13 protein-coding genes, 1 tRNA gene and 2 pseudogenes are annotated in these 16,720 nt (G+C 71.9%); 11 read left to right on the top strand and 5 right to left on the bottom strand.

Features of this window, described 5'->3' with window-relative positions; all coding sequences use genetic code 11:
• Nucleotides 1–6: 6 nt before the first annotated feature.
• The 5 genes from ACRYMY_RS03455 (at nucleotide 7) to ACRYMY_RS03435 (ending at nucleotide 4,860) form a co-directional block, all read left to right on the top strand.
• The gene (locus ACRYMY_RS03455; RefSeq protein WP_432545870.1) at nucleotides 7–936 is read left to right on the top strand and encodes an alpha/beta hydrolase; all 930 of its coding nucleotides are present in this window, start codon (nucleotides 7–9) and stop codon (nucleotides 934–936) included.
• A gap of 42 nt (nucleotides 937–978) precedes the next feature.
• Nucleotides 979–1,054 (top strand) — tRNA-Lys (locus ACRYMY_RS03450).
• Between the two features lie 42 nt (nucleotides 1,055–1,096).
• Complete coding sequence (locus ACRYMY_RS03445; protein ID WP_432545869.1) at nucleotides 1,097–2,362, top strand: type IV secretory system conjugative DNA transfer family protein; 1,266 nt, start codon at nucleotides 1,097–1,099, stop codon at nucleotides 2,360–2,362.
• A 20-nt stretch (nucleotides 2,363–2,382) separates the two neighbouring features.
• Nucleotides 2,383–2,835: a DUF4913 domain-containing protein gene (locus ACRYMY_RS03440; RefSeq protein WP_432545868.1), complete on the top strand. Its 453-nt coding sequence runs from the start codon at nucleotides 2,383–2,385 to the stop codon at nucleotides 2,833–2,835.
• A gap of 261 nt (nucleotides 2,836–3,096) precedes the next feature.
• Entirely contained in the window at nucleotides 3,097–4,860 is a 1,764-nt protein-coding gene (locus ACRYMY_RS03435; protein ID WP_432545867.1) for a glycoside hydrolase family 26 protein, read from the top strand.
• A 395-nt stretch (nucleotides 4,861–5,255) separates the two neighbouring features.
• Here the strand turns inward: ACRYMY_RS03435 and ACRYMY_RS03430 are convergent.
• Both ACRYMY_RS03430 and ACRYMY_RS03425 read right to left on the bottom strand, forming a co-directional pair.
• Nucleotides 5,256–6,018 (bottom strand): annotated as a pseudogene (locus ACRYMY_RS03430) (IS5 family transposase).
• Between the two features lie 155 nt (nucleotides 6,019–6,173).
• A complete protein-coding gene (locus tag ACRYMY_RS03425) occupies nucleotides 6,174–7,010 on the bottom strand; it encodes a transposase family protein (protein ID WP_432545866.1) in 837 nt (278 codons plus the stop codon).
• 369 nt (nucleotides 7,011–7,379) lie between these two features.
• Here ACRYMY_RS03425 and ACRYMY_RS03420 point away from each other — a divergent pair, with 369 nt between their 5' ends.
• Entirely contained in the window at nucleotides 7,380–7,583 is a 204-nt protein-coding gene (locus tag ACRYMY_RS03420) for a hypothetical protein (RefSeq protein ID WP_432545865.1), read from the top strand.
• 621 nt (nucleotides 7,584–8,204) lie between these two features.
• On the opposite strand, the gene ACRYMY_RS03415 is transcribed toward ACRYMY_RS03420, so the two are convergent.
• The 3 genes from ACRYMY_RS03415 to ACRYMY_RS03405 are packed head-to-tail and all read right to left on the bottom strand — an operon-like array spanning nucleotide 8,205 to nucleotide 10,839.
• On the bottom strand, nucleotides 8,205–8,858 hold the full coding sequence (locus ACRYMY_RS03415) for a signal peptidase I (protein WP_432545864.1): 654 nt from the start codon (nucleotides 8,856–8,858) through the stop codon (nucleotides 8,205–8,207).
• An 8-nt stretch (nucleotides 8,859–8,866) separates the two neighbouring features.
• Nucleotides 8,867–10,474, bottom strand: a complete 1,608-nt coding sequence (locus tag ACRYMY_RS03410; protein WP_432545863.1) for a GGDEF domain-containing protein — start codon at nucleotides 10,472–10,474, stop codon at nucleotides 8,867–8,869.
• Nucleotides 10,471–10,839, bottom strand: a complete 369-nt coding sequence (locus ACRYMY_RS03405; RefSeq protein ID WP_432545862.1) for a hypothetical protein — start codon at nucleotides 10,837–10,839, stop codon at nucleotides 10,471–10,473. The genes ACRYMY_RS03410 and ACRYMY_RS03405 overlap by 4 nt, the downstream gene beginning before the upstream one ends.
• Nucleotides 10,840–12,089: 1,250 nt before the next feature.
• On the opposite strand from ACRYMY_RS03405, the gene ACRYMY_RS03400 reads away from it, so the two are divergent.
• From ACRYMY_RS03400 to ACRYMY_RS03380, 5 genes and pseudogenes are all read left to right on the top strand, one after another.
• Complete coding sequence (locus tag ACRYMY_RS03400) at nucleotides 12,090–12,644, top strand: hypothetical protein (protein ID WP_432545861.1); 555 nt, start codon at nucleotides 12,090–12,092, stop codon at nucleotides 12,642–12,644.
• Nucleotides 12,645–12,713: 69 nt separating this feature from the next.
• Entirely contained in the window at nucleotides 12,714–13,757 is a 1,044-nt protein-coding gene (locus ACRYMY_RS03395) for a hypothetical protein (RefSeq protein ID WP_432545860.1), read from the top strand.
• Nucleotides 13,758–15,054: 1,297 nt separating this feature from the next.
• Nucleotides 15,055–15,489: a hypothetical protein gene (locus ACRYMY_RS03390; protein WP_432545859.1), complete on the top strand. Its 435-nt coding sequence runs from the start codon at nucleotides 15,055–15,057 to the stop codon at nucleotides 15,487–15,489.
• A gap of 141 nt (nucleotides 15,490–15,630) precedes the next feature.
• Nucleotides 15,631–15,789, top strand: coding sequence for an AraC family transcriptional regulator (locus tag ACRYMY_RS03385; protein WP_432545899.1), 159 nt, complete (start codon nucleotides 15,631–15,633; stop codon nucleotides 15,787–15,789).
• 135 nt (nucleotides 15,790–15,924) lie between these two features.
• Nucleotides 15,925–16,711, top strand: a pseudogene (locus ACRYMY_RS03380) (transposase family protein); the annotation flags it as partial.
• Nucleotides 16,712–16,720: the final 9 nt, after the last annotated feature.

Genomic DNA, 16,720 nt, shown 5'->3' with positions numbered 1-16,720 from the left:
GGTGCGGTGACCAGCGACGGCTTCCACCGGGACCTGCGGGCGTGGCGGTTCCTGCCGCGCCGGGCGGTCGGCCCACGCACCATGCCGCTGGTGCGGGCCGCCGCGCGGCTGGCGGGACGGCGGGCGGACCGATCCGGCGCCGAGGTGGTGGACGTCGGCGACGGCGTGTCGGTGCGGCTGTTCCGGCCCGCCGTCCCGGCCGCCTCCCCTACTCCGGCGCTGCTGTGGGTGCACGGCGGCGGGATGGTCATCGGCTCCGCCGCCCAGGACGACGCGCAGAACCGCCGCTGGGCCGATGAGCTGGGCATCGTGGTCGCCTCCGTCGAGTACCGCCTCGCGCCGGAGCACCCGCACCCGGTACCGCTGCTGGACTGCGCGGCGGCGCTGCGCTGGCTGGCTGCTCTGCCCGAGGTGAATCCCGGCCGGGTGGCGGTGGGCGGTGCGAGCGCCGGCGGCGGTCTGGCCGCCGGGCTCGCCCTGCACCAGCGGGACACCGGCGGGGTGCGGCCGGTGCTGCAGCTGCTGTCGTACCCGATGATCGACGACCGCACCGTGGTGCTCCCCGGCGGCGACCACCGTCCGTTCCGGCTGTGGGACCCGGTCGCCAACCGCCTCGGCTGGACCTCCTACCTGGGCCGGGGGCTGCCCCCCGGCGGCCCGGGCGTGCCGGCGACCGCCGCCCCGGCGCGCGCCGAGGACCTGTCGGACCTGCCGCCGGCCTGGATCGGCGTCGGCACCCTCGACCTGTTCCTCGACGAGGACGTCACCTACGCGCAGCGGCTGCGCGGGGCCGGTGCGCCCGCCGACCTCCACGTCATGCCGGGGGCGTACCACGGCTTCGACGGGGTCGAGGCGGGGACGCCGGTGGCACGGGACTTCCTCGCCGCGCGGACGGCGGCGCTCGCCGCCGCCCTCGGCGTGACCGCCCCGCGCTGAGCGGGGCCGTCTGCGAGGATGGGCCCGGCCGCGCGCGGCCGAGGGCCTCTAGCTCAACTGGCAGAGCAGCGGACTTTTAATCCGCGGGTTCAGGGTTCGAGCCCCTGGGGGCCCACCACGGTGACCTGCGTCTTCACCGCCTGGAGGGCTCCTGGCGGTGATGGCCCCGCGCGCGGGCAAGACCACCTCGCTGGCGGTGCCGTCCGTCCTCGCAGCACCCGGTGCGGTGGTCGCCACCTCCAACAAGGCGGACCTGTGGGCGGCGACCACTAGCCTGCGCGCCGGCGACACCGGTGAGCGGGTGTGGGTCTTCGACCCGCAGACCATCGCCGGCACGCGGCAGGACTGGTGGTGGAACCCGCTGGCCGGTGTCGGGACGGTGGAGGAGGCCACCCGCCTGGCCGGGCACTTCCTCCAGGAGGTGCGGGGGGACAAGAGCGGCAAGGACTTCTGGACCTCCGCCGCCCACGACCTGCTCGCCGGGCTGCTGCTGGCCGCCGCCAGCGCGGGGCGCGACCTGCGCGAGGTTTACGAGTGGCTCAACGACCCGGTCGTGCCCACTCCGGCGGTACTGCTCGCCGAGGCGGGCTTCACGGCCACCGCCGCGTCCCTGCGCGGTCGGCAGAACGGCGCGCCGGAGACGCGCGACGGCGTGTACGAGACCGCCCGCACCGCCGCGCAGTGCCTGCGCGACGAGGTCATCCTTGCCTGGGTCACCCCACCCGCCACGACGATCGTCAGCGAGCTGGACGAGCTGGAGACCGCCGGCTTCGCGGAGAGCCGGCAGACGCTGTACCTGCTGTCCAAGGACGGTGCCGGTGCCGCCGCTCCCCTGGTCGCCGCGCTCACCGACCGCGTCGTGCGCGACGGCGTGCGCGCCGCCGAACGCCGCGGCGGCCGCCTCGACCCGCCGATGCTCGTCGTGCTGGACGAAGCCGCCAACGTCTGCCGCATCGCGGACCTGCCCGACTTGTACAGCCACCTGGGTTCGCGCGGAGTCGTCCCCCTCACCGTGCTGCAGTCCTACCGGCAGGGCGTGCGGGTGTGGGGCGAGGCGGGCATGGACACGCTCTGGTCCGCCGCCACCATCAAGCTCCTCGGCGCCGGCCTGGACGACGCCAAGCTCGTCGAGGACGTCTCCCGCCTCGTCGGCGAGCACGACGTCACCGTGCGCTCGTACTCCGACGGGGAGAAGCGCCGCACGACGTCCACGTCGCTGCGGCGTCAGCGCATCCTGCCGCCGGACGAGTTGCGCGCCCTGCCCCGCGGTTCTGCGCTGCTCCTGGCCACCGGCACCCGCGCAGCGCTGCTGCAACTGCAGCCCCACTACCGGGGAGCGCGCAGCACCGAGATCGCCGCCGCGGCCGCGGAGGCCACCCGGCAGGTGCAGCGAGCGCGTGCCGTCGGGGAGGTGACGAGGCGTTGACCGCACCGCACCGCCTCACGGTGGAAGAGCCGGCGGACTACCTGCTCGAGGAGCTGCAGGCGCGCACGGCGCGACTGGAACTGCGCGTCGACGAGCTGGACGCCCTGTTGCCCGTGCCCGGTGCCGACGACGTCACCGCCGGAGCGTCCCCGGGCTACGCCGATGTCGTGGCCTGGGTCGCGGGATTCTTCGCGCCCACCTTCGCTCGTCCTGTCGGCGGCGAGGCCCGCTGGTGCCCGCGGTGGACGGAGCACCCCGAGGCCGTCTACCGCCTGGAGGCGCTGTGGCGCACGTGGGAGGTGGCGCGGCGCGACCCGCGCACGGGCGCAGCGCTGTGGTTGCGCGACCACCTCGATCCGCAGCTGGCTGTCCTGCTCTCCTCGCGGGGCCCTTTCGCCCAGTGCACCCCGCTGCGTCACGAGGTCCCTGCCGCGCTACCCGGCGCCGGCGAGGGTTCACCGCCCGGCGGCTGAGCCGCCCTCGATCTCCACGCCGCAGCGGCGGCGTGGTGCCGGCGCGACCGTCCCGCAGTGGCAGCTGACGGAGCGGACGCGCCGACCAGCAGTCCCGGGACGACGGCGCTGCCGTCCTCCCCACGGCGCTGCTGGGTCCTTGTCCCGACGACCGACCCCGATCAAGAGCCTCGACAGGAGGACCTCGTGCAGTCTCCCCGCACTCGCCACCCGAAGGCAGCCCCCCACCGCGTCACACTGGCAGTTGCGACCGCGGTGGCGGTGGCTCTCACCCACCCCGTCACCGCTGCAGCCAGTGCTCCGGTCCCCAGCGGAGCCCCACCGAGGACGAGCGACACCTGGCTGTCCTTCACCGTCAGCGGCCAGGACGCCGCTACCCGCGTCTACAGCAGCGGCGTGCCCGGCGGTGGACGCCTCGTCTCCTACTGGCAGGCACCCGGCCTGGAGGGCGCGGCGGACAGCCGCCGGCTCACCCTCACCGTCGACGAGGAGGTCGTCGCCGCGCGCACCGCGAGCCTCGCGGACGGCGCCATGACCCCCGCCGCAGACCCCGACGAGACCGTCGACACCGACACCGACGGCTCCTCCACGACGATCACCGTGACCAGCGACAGCACCGCCGACGAGCTGTACCTGCTCCCCGTGAGCGCACCGGCCGCTGCGGACGAGGAGGACCAGGGCGTTCTCGACGAGCTGTGGAGCGATGTGCTCGACCTCATCGGCGCGTCCAGGTCGAGCGCGAGCGACGAGAACTCCTCGAGAGGCGACAGCGCCGTCACCGCTCCACCGGCCTCCGACCCGTCTCCCACCGCTGAGCGACCGGACCCGGACAGCAGCAGCGATGACGACGTCTGCCCGGTGCCCGAGAGCGACAGCACGCCGGACCCGGCCCCGACCGGTGCCGGTGACGAGGTCGGCGACAGCGCCTTCGACGAGTCCGCCGGTCAGGACCAGGCGGACGACTACGCCGTCTCGGACGGGCCGAGCGCAGCGCCCAGCTTCAGCCGCGCGACGCGCGAGGACGCTGAGACCACAGCCGAACCGTGTGGCGACCGTCCTGACGACGCCCCCTCGGTCGCTCCCTCGACCGGGACGCAGCGGCCCGATCTGGCGCCCGGTGACTGGGAGTCCGGCGCGGCCGGCGACCCCGAAGGGATCGCCGCGCTGCGCGGCGGACGACCCGCGGAGATCGCCACCACCTGGGCCAACGGCGGCACCACCGGCATCAACGTCCCGCAGCTGCAGGACGGCGGCGAGTACAGCGAGGAGAACTGGGACGCCTCGCTCATCGTCTCCGTCTCCCCCTTCGAGGAGGGCGGCAGCTGGGCCCAGGCCGCCGTCGGGGCCTACGACGCCGACTGGCGCCAGCAGCTCACCAACGTCAAGGAGGGCTGGGGCGAGCGTGAGGGCAACCTCTACCTGTCCCCGGCCTGGGAGCTGAACGGCAACTGGTTCCCCTGGGCGGTCACGAAGGCCGAGACCGCTGACTTCCACACCGCGTGGGGCCGCTACCGGGAACTGCAGCAGGAGATCCTGCCTGACGCGCTGCTGACGCTGACGTTCAACCGCGAGTCCAACGGTTACGACGGTGACGCCCGCGACCTCATCCCGATCGGCGAGATCGACGCGTACGGCGTCGACTACTACAACCACTTCCCCTACGCTTCCACCGCCGCCGAGTTCGAGGAGCAGCTGGACGACCGGGACGGCGGGGGCGGGCCGAAGGGCTTCAGCGCGCACCGCGCCGCGGCCGCGGAGGCCGGGGTCCCGGTCATTGTGCCGGAGTGGAACGGCTCGGCCAAGAACGGCGACTCCCCCGCCTTCGTCGCGGGCATGTACGAGCAGTTCCGGGCGCACGCCGGCCCGGGCGCGGGGCAGGTGGCCGCCGAGTCGCTGTTCGAGATCGACAAGGACGGCGGCAACTGGACCCTGCTGGACGGGACGAAGATGCCGCAGTCGGCAGCCACCTACGCGCGCCTGTGGGGCCAGTCGGCGGACTCGGCTCTGCTCGAGCAGCAGCAGTAGTAGTCACTCCCGGGAGCGCTGGAGCACCGGAACCAGCGCACCCTCGCAGAGCGGGACGCTGGCCCGCTCTTCCCCTCCCAGCCAGCGAGGGCTGTCAGTGGCCGAGCCTGCTGGGCGGTCTCGAGGCGCCATCGCGAGGCCGCGCAGCAGGCTGGAACGGTCACCCGGTCCGAACCCTGGACCCTCACCACGGCGCCTCATGTGCCCCTCCGTGCCCGGCCCCGCTGACTACCGACCGCCAAAGCCAGCCCGCAGGGGCGCACGCCGCGGCAAGGGACATCAACAGCTGTACGCCGGTCCACGGTCAGTCCTCACCAGCTCACCGGACGTGGGCGCGCCCTTGGGGCCGGCGGGCCGCACACGACAACCCTGGGTCCATCCAAGAAGCCGTTGCACTAGTGCTCCAGAGGAAGTAGCCAGGCGCAGATCACGGTGACGGCCAGAAGCGCCAGCGCGGTGATCGTGACCACGGGGTGGTCCTAGCGCAGCGCCCGGCTCTTGTAGACCAGCAGCCAGACGTTAGTGCGCTCGACGACCCAGCGATGCCGTCTGAGTCGTTGGTGGGGCTCGATGCCGATGCGGATGATGAGCGGCGATGTCTTGTCCGCGCAGTCGGGCACGACAGCGCCGGTTGTCGTCGCCCTTGTCGGCGTGCAGCTTGAGCGGTCAACGTCGGGGAGGTCCGCGGACGGTACCCTTGACGGCACGCTGGCTATCCAGCAGCAGGGCCAGGAGCATCGAGTCGCGCCGGTCCGCCCTTGACAGCACGGCGTTGCGCGGCACCCCGTCGGCAGAGACGAGGAGGTAGTACTTGTTGCCCAGCCTGTTTCTGTCGGTGGGGTTCGGTCCCGTCAGCTCGCCCCTTCTTCGCCCGGACACTGACTCAGCAGACACGCCCTAGTCCGACAGCCCCTACTGACCGAAGCGACCTAGCACGGTGCCGTTCAACCGCTCCCACACGTCGGCCTCTTCCCATTGGCGCAGGCGCCGCCAGCAGGCCCAACCCGAGCCGTGGCTGAGCTCGGACGGCGGCTTCGCCCAGCCGATGCCGGTGCTGAGCTCGGAGACGATGCCTTTGAGCCCCGCCCGGTCATCGTGGTGTGATCGCCGCGTTTATCCGTGCACCGCCGGCGGTGACGGCGGGATCAGCGGATCCAGTAGCTACTGCGCCTTTTGCCTGATCCGCTCACGCGGTGGCGTCCCGGACTTGGTGGCCATGTCGACCAGGACGCGCCGACCTGGGCGCGACGCGCCAGTATCCGGGTCCGACGTCTGCAACGTTCCCTAGAGGCGGGCGGTTCACTGAGCCTTTGTCAGTAGCGGTTCGCCAGCCAACTGAGGACGAGGGCTGTGGCGACGATGGTGGAGATGCGCCACGGGCAGAGGCTAACGTGGCGTAGGATCCGCCAGCAGGTCTTGAGGTGGGCGATGCCGTGCTCGACGAAGGCGCGGGCGGAGTTGACGTAGGAGTTCCAACCCTGCGTGCTGCGATCCGAAACCTGCGCCGCGCCTCGAGGACGTCGAGCAGAAACCCGGATCCCGGCTCCAGCGCCGATGTACGCCTCGTCGGCCAGTGTCGGCACGCCGTGACGAGCAGCGGCGTAGAGTGCCGGCAGGGCATGAAGGCACGCGGCGGTCAGGTCGTGGGTGCAGCCCGGTTCGACCGGTGAGACCCCGCCCCCACGCTCCGCGCGGGAGGTGCCCCCACGGCCGCCCATCGGCATCGGTGAGGATCTGCACGAGACCGCCGTGGTGACGGTGCCTTCCGGAGTACACCGGTCACGTCGACTACCACGATCGTGGACGCGGTCGGTCTCCATGAGGGTGCCGTCCAATAGCAGGTGCTCGGTTCCCTTATTCACCGCTTCGGCGACGACCTCGGGCAGGTCGGCTGCTTGAGCGGCGAGTACATCGAGGGCTTCGGGCAGGTAACGGTAGGCGGTCTTGAGGCTGGCGGCGTTGTCGCGGGCGAGGTCGGCTACCGCCGTGCGTTGGCGCTTGAAGCGCAGCAGCAGCACCGCCTGGGCGAAGCAGCCCAGCGACCGGCGTCCCCGGCGAGTACCAATACGGCCTCGATGAACGGACAGCAGACGGGCGACGGCCTGGGCAAGGTCGCGGGAGACGTCGAGGCTGGCACGATAGAAGAGCACGTAGGGTCCTGACGGGCGTGGTGGTTGAGCTTGGTCGCCACCACCGTGACCGACCAGGCCTTACGTGTCCCAACGCCTTCGACTCCGGGGTTCGACAGCTGCTTACCCTGCTACTGACAAAGGCTCAAGTGCACACGATGCCGCGCCGATGAGTGGCGTTTCGGCTCGAGCAGGTACGATCGGTGCCTCAAGGTTGCCGAGGTCGAAGACCGGGCCGCCCGCCGAGCGAAGGCCCCTGCCGGTGGCCCCGCCACGACGTCCTCGCCGGCGGCCGGTCCGAACAACTCCGTCGGCCTCGGCGATCTACTTGCAGGCTGGTTCTTCAGGGGTATCCTCCCGCTGCTTCCCCCAGGCGTCTCCACTCCAGTGATGGGCTCGAACTCCAGCTGGCCGTCTGCCTGGCGCTCGGACCTGAAGCTGATCAGCGCCTACTGGGCCCTCTTCCTGGCCGTGGCGCTGATCGAGATGTGCGGACCTCTCCGGCGGTTTCTCGCCGAACTGCTCGATCGCGTCGGAAATGTGCTCGGCTGGCGTTCACGGGCATCGCCACCGTCCTCATCCTGCTTCTACTGATCCCTGTCTTACTCATGGCTATCGGAGGCGTTTGCGTCGGCCTCGCATGGGTCGCCAAGGGCATTAGCTGAGTCGGGGACAGCTGGACCGAAGGCGATCAGGAGCTGGGACCCGAGCCGAGCCAGACCCCATCTGCCTGGATTGGAAAGGCGATGGCAACCGCGTATGCTTCGACCCCGAGATCTTGCAGCCGGTCAGCCCCTGATGAGAGGGATGTTCCTGGTGCAGTTCATCACCTACGAGGCGGAACTCTCGTCAGGAGCGACCGCCTGCTCCTGGGAGGAGTCCACTGAACACCGGACCGCCGAGCGTGAGCTCTACCTCTGCGATCGAGGACGTGTTCTCCGCCGCACCGTGTGCTGCTCCATCGACTCGTGTATGACGCCCCGCCTGGCCGTTACCGCACTCGTCGCCGGTCAGCGAGCCAGCAGGTCGCCGGGTCGCAGCACCGAGCGCAGCCGCCGAGCCCGAACTGGTCGTCGACGGCCTTGACGTCGTTCAGATCGATGAACACGAGCGCCACCCCAGACCCGGCAACCCAGCACGCCGCAGCGCCGCGACCTCGGCGGGCTCCCGGTGCGACAGCGACGCGAGGGCTGACGATCGGCTGGTGGACCGCATTCAACCGGGCCCGGCGTCGTTCCCCGGGGAGTCAGACTGCTGCGCCACCGCCCTGCCCCCGGCGTGTGATCCGTTCTGCTCACCTCGGGGAGGCCAAGGTGGGCTGTCGCGGTGGACGGGCCGGACCCTGCGCCGCCCCGGCAGGACCACAACCGCGGCCAGCGCCACCAGGCCCACCGCTGCCGCCGCCGGCGCGGTGACCGGTGCACCGCGCAGCCACGCAACCGGCAAGCCCACCCCCGGCACCCGCAGCCGGGCCACACCGTCCACCTCCTGCACGGACACCGGCACCGGGTCGGGCACCGCGTTGGCGTCCCCGCGCGTGACGAGCTCGTCACCCCGGCGCTCGCTCACGCGGTGGAGCAGGGTGCGGCCCGGGCGGTGCGGGTCGGCGAAGAGGACGACCAGTCCTGAGCGCAGCCGGTCCGCCGGCAGCGGCGCGGTGACGACGACGTCACCGGTGCGGAGGTTCGGCTCCATCGACCCGCTGAGGACGACGTGCGGGGTCCAGCCAGCCGCGACCGGCACCACCGACCACGTCAGCAGGCCGCAGACGGCGGCGAGGACCCCGAGGGCCCCGGCCTGCACCAGCAGCGCGAGCGCCCCCGCCCGGCTCGCTCCGCCCGCGACCGGCCCGAGCGCGGGCGTGCCCACCCGGCGCGTCATCCGGTAGGTCCCCCGACACCGGTGGCCGCCTCCCGCTCGGCGACGGCCGTCGCCAGCACGACCCGGTTCCGACCGCCCGCCTTCGCGGCATACAGGGCCTGGTCGGCGGCCAGGAGCAGGCCGCGCACGTCATCGGCGTCGTCCGGGTGCACGGCCACGCCCGTGCTCGCCGTCACCGGCACTGGGCTGTCCGCGGCCTCCACCGCTGCGCGCAGGCGCTCTCCGAGCAATGCCGCCCCGCCACGCGCGTCCGGGTCGGCGAGGACGACGGCGAACTCCTCCCCGCCGTACCGGGCCGCCAGGTCGTCCGGACCGCACTGCCGGCGCAATGCCTGCGCCGCGGCCCGCAGCACCTCGTCGCCGACGAGGTGGCCGTGGGTGTCGTTGAGCCGCTTGAAGTGGTCCAGGTCCAGCAGCACCACCGCGAAGGACGCCCCGTCCCGCTCCGCGCGGCCGGCCCAGACGTCCAGCACCCCGTCGAGCGTCCGACGGTTGCACAGACCGGTGAGGGCGTCGGTGGTGGCCTCCCGCCGCAGCCGCTCCACCAGCGCGGCCCGGGTGAGCGCGAGCGCGGTGTGGGCCACCGCCTGCTCGACGGCGCCCACCAGTCGGCGGTCCACACGACCGCCCCGGCCCCCGTGCTCCAGCACGAGACCACCCACGGATCCCCCGCGCTCGGGGAAGGAGACCACGACGACGTTGCGCGCCCCGGGCAGCACCCCGGCCAGCCAGGCGTCGCGCGCGGGGTCCAAGCGGGTGCGTAGCAGCGGCACCCGCCTGCGCACCGCCTCGGCCAGCACCCCACCCGGAGTCAGCTCGACCGGTGCGGAGGACACCGTGACACCGGCCGGACCCTCGAGGACCGTGACACCGGCGTTCCGCAGGAGGTCCCCGGTGCCGTGCCCCGTCAGGACGACCGCCGCCCGCACGGCGCCCAGCTCGCGGCGACACAACGCCGTCAAGGCCTCGGCGACCTCCCGCACGCCGACGGTCTCCTCCACCTCACCGGCGAACCGGCGCAGCACCTCGGCGTCGTAGCGGCGGCGCCGCAGCTCGCGCTCGTTGCCGGCGGCGAACGCCGCCGTCACCAGGCACGCACCCCAGAGCGCCCCGAGGCCCGTCGCGAATGCCGTCACCGGGAACGGCGTGTCGGTGGTGGCCACCACGCCGAAGACGCCAGCCCGGTCGGCCTCCACCACGCAGAGCAGCACGCACGACTGGAACAGCGTGACCTTCGCGCCGGTGCGGAAGGAGAGCAGGAGGGTGATGGCGAGCACGTGCAGCAGCACGATCCACCACCCCACCCCGTCCACACCGCCGAGCACGCGGAACGACCACCCCAGGTAGGCGCTGTCGACCAGCAGGCTGATCGTCAGCGCCGCGAGGACGACGCCCCGGCGCGCCCCGCTCGTCGCCAGCGTGCTCAGGACCGCCGTACCGTGCGCAAGCGCCGGTAGGACGACGGACACCGCGGCCGCTCCCGGTGCCACCGTCGCCCACAGGAGGACGGGCAGCATCGTGACCAGCAGGCGCGCGGCCGCGGTCCAACGGGCTCGCTGGGACAGCGGCACCAGGTCCGCGGAAAGGGCTGTGCGTCGTCTCACGGGAGGTCCTCCATCGTGGGCGGGTCCTCGAAGGGGAGGTCGGGGTCGGGGTGCACGGGGGCCAGTGCGAGCTTGGGGTCGCGACGGTCGAGCTGGTCCTGCACCAGCAGGAACAGCAGCAGTAGGGCACCACCGGCGACGAGGAAACCGCTGTGCCGCAAAATTTCCGAGGCCGCTTCCAGCAGCCGGTCCAGGACCGTTCCACGGATGTCCGCGGACGATCCCGTGCCGGCGTCGCCCGACCCGGCGGGGGTGCAGTTCCCGGACTGGCTCGCGGTTCCAGAGCGACCTGGCGTCGCCGGGCACGCCGCTGCCGTCCGCCCGCCGGGGCCGGCGAAGGCGCCGCCTGGAGACGTCGGGGGCATCGACGTCGGGGACGCACCAGACGTCGCTGCCAGCGTCACCGACGCCGTGGGCGTCCTGGTGGGCGTCCTGGTGGGCGTCCTGGTGGGCGTCCTGGTGGGCGTCACCGACGCGGTCGGCGTAGCCGTGGACGCAGGACTCGACGCCGTGGGCGCACTGGTCGGGGCGGGAGGCGCCGTCGTGGGCGCCCCCGTCGGGCTCGGCCCGAGCGACGGGTCCACCGATGACGTGGGCGCCCCCGTCGGGGTCACCGACGGGACAGGGATCACCGTCGGGGTCACCGACGGGACAGGGATCACCGTCGGGGTCACCGACGGGACAGGGGTCACCGTCGGGACGGGGGTCACCGTCGGGACGGGGGTCACCGTCGGGACGGGGGTCACCGTCGGGACGGGGGTCACCGTCGGGGTCACCGACGCGGTGGGCGACGCGGTGGGCGACGCGGTGGGCGACGCGGTGACCGGGGTCGCCAGGGACCAGACGAGGTCGGCGTCGGCCGTCGCCCCCTGCGCTGCCGGGTCGTCGGCGACGGCCACCGTAATCCGGAACGTCCGGCTGCCGGGCTCGCCGCCGGACCACCCGGTCGTCGTCCCGGGGTCGGAGGCGGGGGCGGCGCCGAACGCGCTCAGCGGTCCCCGGTGCACGAGGGTGCCGCCAGTGAAACCCGCGCAGGAACCCACGCCCGTTCCGCCGGTGCCGACCTCGACGGTCACCTCGAGCAGCGGCGCCAGGGGTCCGGCGACGCCCGCGGCCCGGACGTGCACCTCGGCGCCCGGCTGGTCGCCGGGAGAGGTCACCTGGAGGCAGCGGGACTCCGCGCGGCCCGGCACCATCGCCGCGGCCGTGAACAGCGGTGCCCCGCCGTCGTCGAGGCCGAGGGACGCGACGCGCAGCACCTCGAGGCGTTCCTCGTCCGCACGCGGTGCGAGCAGCACCCCCAGCAGTAGGGCGGCGAGGGCGAGGGCCGCGGCGAGGGTGCGAGCGGGCAGGCTGCGGCGCGCCACCACGGACTCCCCCCTTCCCCGGGCGCACCCCACGCCTCCTGCGGTACATCGGCGGACCAACGGTGCCGCTGGAGGCGGGTGGGCCGATCGAGGCACGGGCGTCAAGGGCCACCCGGATCACACCGATGTCCTCGAAGAGGTGATGGCGGAGCAGGTTCGCTGTCGGCACGAGATGACGGAGGTGCGGGATGGCTCACAAGGGTGCGCCCGGTGGCTGGGTGCTCGCTTGCGGACTGACCGCAGGGGTGATGCTCAGCGGGGCTCTGGTGTGGCAGTCGTCGTACGCAGCCTTCACGCAGGAGACCAGGAACGACGGCAACACCTTCCAGGGCGGCCAGGTCACGCTGGGGAACAACCGCACCGCCACGACCGACGTGATGTTCGACAGCACCGACGCGCCGATGACGCCGAATAACCCCCGCAAGCGGTGCATCACCGTGACCTACTCCGGGAACGTGGGCGCCACCGTCAAGCTGTTCGGCACCGCCGGCACCTCGGACCTGGCCCCCCACCTGAACCTGCAGGTGGAGGCCGTCACTGCTCACAACCTGGCCGACGGGAGCGCCTGCGACGGCGCCACCCCGGACACCGGGGTCGGCACCGCAGGCGTCCTCTACAACGGCACCCTCGACGGCTTCACGACCAGCCACAACTCCTACGCGAACGGGGTGGACGGCTGGACGGTCACCGGGACTGGCAGCGTGTCGCGCACCTACCGCTTCACCGCAACGCTGCAGGACGTGAACGCCGCCCAGGGCAAGTCGGCCACGGCGTCCTTCAGCTGGCAGTCGATGAGCTCCTGATGCATGTGGCGTCGAGGACCGGTCGCGTGGCCGGTCCGGGGAGGGGTTGAGTCCGGTCGAGGAGGGGCAGTGCTGGGTGCGGGTAGGTGGGCGGCCGGGGGCGTGGGTGTGCTGGCGCTCGCGCTGCTGGCCTGCGCCGAGGTGACGGGCGCCGCCTTCACCGCTTCCACCGCGGCAGGCGGCTCCGCCTTCACAGGCGCGGTGCTGGCGCCACCCACAGGGCTGAGCGCGAGCCGGGACTGCGGGACCGCGCCGGTGCTGCGCGACTCCACCATCGTCATCGGCAAGGCCGCCAGCGTGTCGGTGGCGCGTCCGGCCGGCACGGTGGCCGGCGACGTGCTACTGGCGATCGTCGCCCACCACGACGGGGGCAAGACCCCCGCGATGTCCGGTTGGACGCAGGTGCACGAGGTGGAGTACGGAGGCAGCGACGGCCTAGTCGTGGTGTTCCACAAGGTCGCCGGCAGCGCGGAGGCCTCCTCCTACGCGGTGACCGGTCTCGACGAGAACGACGGCACGGTGGTCACGGCCCTCGCCTACGGCGGGGTGGACACGGCTGCCCCGCTCGTCGCCTCCGCCGTGGTGCGGGCGACCTCGGTGGTGGCGCCCTCGTTGACCGCGACCCGGGCTCGCAACGTCCTCGTCACGGCCTTCGCCGCCGACGACTACGGCGATACGACCGCCTCCGGCGACGAGAACCAGACGCTGACGGCTTCGGCCGCCGCCGACACCACGCGGCAGATGGCCACGGCGACGGCACCGCAGCCGATCACCCTGCGCGTGCTCGACCGCGCCGTGGGCAGCGGCCCCACCGCCACGTCGACCGGAACGATCATCTCTAGCAAACCCCTCTACGGCGTCTCGGTGCTGCTGGCGTCGGCCACCGCGGGGAACGGAGCAGTCTCGCTGTCCTGGACGCCTACAACCGACACCTACGCGACCGGCTACGGGTTGAGCCGCGACGGCGGGGCCGAGACGTCCCTGCCCGGACGTACGACCTCCACCGCGACCGGTCTCGCGCTGGCGCCGGCGACGAGCGCCACCTACGCCCTGCGCTCCGTCGCGGGAACCTGGCGGTCCAGTGCTGCGACCGTGAGTGTCGCGGCCTGCTGACCCGCGACCGGCGCCGCCGTTTCGCGGCACCCACCCCGGCGGCCTCTCGCAGCGTCGGGTTCAACCAGCGGAGAGCGGGGCGTGGGCGACCAGGTGGACGCTGCCGCCGCAGCCGGGGCACTCCTCCCTGGGACGCCCGAGGTGAGCACCGCGGGTGCCGCCCATCCCGACTTCGACGCGGCCGCCCGCGCGGTGCCGGAGCTGCCCCGGGAACTCACCGGCGTGCAGTCGCGCAGGATCGCCGCGCGGTGGAGGACGAGCAGGTCATCGTCGTCGCCCAGGAGGGCCCGGGTCCAGCGCAGCTCGCTGTCGACGGCGCTGAGGGTCCACCTCGGCGTTCCCTAGGCTGACAGCATCGAACCGACCTGATAGCCGTCGCCACGCGCACCACGACCGGCGGGCCCGGCTACATCCGCGGCGCCGACTTGAGCCCGCTCCTGGGCTGAACCCCACCGCAGAAGGCGCTGGACGGGTAGACCGCCCAGCCGGCCCGCGCGAGCTTCCGGTCCCGCCTCCGACGGGGTCACCGTCATCGGGGAGTTCCAGACCGGCTGACAGGAGTCACCGCCTCTCGACCCACGAGTCCGGGGGAGTGGGTCATGATCAATCAGCCACTGCCCGTCACGCGCCACTCACCTGGCCCCCTCGAAACCGCGACGTCAAGGCAATCCACCCCGAACAGCTCAACATCTCCACCCGTCCGCCGATCCTGGAGAAGACGTCGGCTCCACCGGCGTCGCAGCACCCGTCGCAGCACCCGTCGCCTCAGATGCTGCAGCTAGAGCCGCACCCATAGTGGACGGCTCGGTCAACGTCCTATGTGTCGCTCCTCCCGTCTCCACAGGCGGAGGATAGAGGTCCCACAGTGCACAAGTTGGGACCGGAAGTGCCCATTTGGGGTCTGTAAGTGCAGACTCGTTGGGGTCTTCAGCAGGCCAACTGATCATGCATACCTCTGGCACACTCGTCGTCGGCGTCCTACCGTGATCCTCAGCAGCTTTTGCAGTCCGCTAGCCATTCACTTAGTGGCTTCGAGCAGTCTCAGGGGAAGTGCCGTGGCTGTCCTGCTGGACACCAGCTCCTTGCCGCCGCGTGAGCGGGCCGACGCTGGCTGGCTGCTCCACCTTGGAGACTGCTGTTCCCAAGGCCCGCGTCTGGGCGCCTGAAGGTGCTTCCTCCCGCATCGCCCGCTGGGACCTGGGACCTGGGACCGGGAGCCCACGTCAACCACCACGACTCGCACGGACACCGCATCACCCGCACACGCCGGCACCTGACCTCCGACACCATCGAACGCATGTCCGTCGGGGTCACCACGCGCAGCTCAATGCTGCTGCACCACCGCGACGTTCTACTGGGTAATCGGGTCGGAAAGCTGCAACTGCTCAACCTCAACTCGCCCTACGGCTTGTTCATCGAGGGCGAGTCCTCGGTCCATGCCATCACCAACGATTACTCCCACCTCGGGTTATCGGTGGAAACCGCGCGCCGAGCTGTACCGTTGATCTCTCGGAGGCCCCTGTACTCCCCAGCACGCCGCCACCTGCTGGAGTTGCCCGACGCGGTGGCCACCCTGCCCGCTGGGCCTGCACTGGGGATGCTGGAAACCTCCACCACGGAGCTGGTGCGGGCGCTCATCGCCTCGGTCGCGACAGTTCCCGACCACGCGGCGAGCGAGGCGCTCCACGAGTCGCTCTTCGTGCGCATGACCACCTTCATCCAGCAGCATTAACGCGACGCTGACCTCACCGCCAACCGATTGGCAGTGCAGTTTGGCGTTTCCGTCCGTGCCGTGTACGCGACCTTCGCCCGCAACGACGAGTCACTGGCGGAGTGGGTCGTCCGCGGGTGACTCGAAGGCGCACGGCACGACCTGGCGACCCGCGCCCGCGACTGGGGAGCTGGCGGTCGGGTCGCCGCCGCCTGGGGATGCAAGGATGCACGGCACTTCGCCCGGCGCTTCCGCGATCAGTACGGGATGTCTCCGCGCGAGTGGCAACAGCACTGCGTGGCATCGTCGACCGGCAAGTAGGCAGCAAGTGAGCATTCGTCGGCAGCGCGGTGGGATGCCTACATGAGCCCGAGACCGAAGGCGTTGAGGCACGTGGGGCCGGGCCGGCCACAATGATGGCGACCCAGCTGACTGCCATGCCCCTCAAGACCCTACGTGCTCTCCTATCGCGCCAGCCTCGGCGTCTCCTGCAGCCTCGATCAAGCCGTCGCCCGACTGCTGTCCGTCCACCGCGCCCGAGTCGGTACTCGACGTGGACGCCGCGCACTGGGCTGCTTTGCCCAGGCGGTCTTACTGCTGCGGTTCATGCGCCAAGGCGCCGCGGCCCCTGACCTGGCCCGCGACAACGCGATCAGCCTCTCCAGCGCCTACCGCTACCTGCACGAAGCCCTCGACGTGCTCTCCGCCCCAGCCCCCGAACTGCCCGCCGTCCTGGTCGAAGCGGTCAGTGCAGGAACGGAGCACTTGCCGCTGGACGGCGCCCTCATCGAAACCGACCGCGTGAATGATCGGGGTGACCGGTGGTACTCCGGGAAGCACCGTCACCATGGTGGTCTCGTGCAGGTCCTTACCAACTCTGATGGGCGACCGTTATGGGTGTCTCCAGTGGAGCCGGACTGCACGCATGACCTCGCAGCCGCCCGCATGCACGCCTTGCCGGCGCTCTACCGCGCGGCTCGTGCTGGCGTTCCTACCTTGGCCGACACAGCGTACACCGGCGTCGGGGCCGACATTCGCGTTCCTATTCGTCGTCCTCGAGGCAGTCACGTTTTTTGACCGCACCACGCGGAGCTGGAACTCCTACGTCAACGCCGAACGCGCCTTCGTCGAGCACGGCATCGCCCACCTGAAGACTCGCTGGCGAGCTTTACGCCGTATCAGCCTCTGCCCGTGGCGCATCACCGCGATCACCGCCACAGCTCTCGTCCTGAGTCGGCTGGAGAACCGCTAC

The organism is Kineococcus haloalkalitolerans (assembly GCF_050871905.1).
Lineage (GTDB): Bacteria > Actinomycetota > Actinomycetes > Actinomycetales > Kineococcaceae > Kineococcus.
The sequence above is the reverse complement of the archived record's forward strand: the minus strand, read 5'-3'. Positions and strand labels throughout refer to the sequence as shown.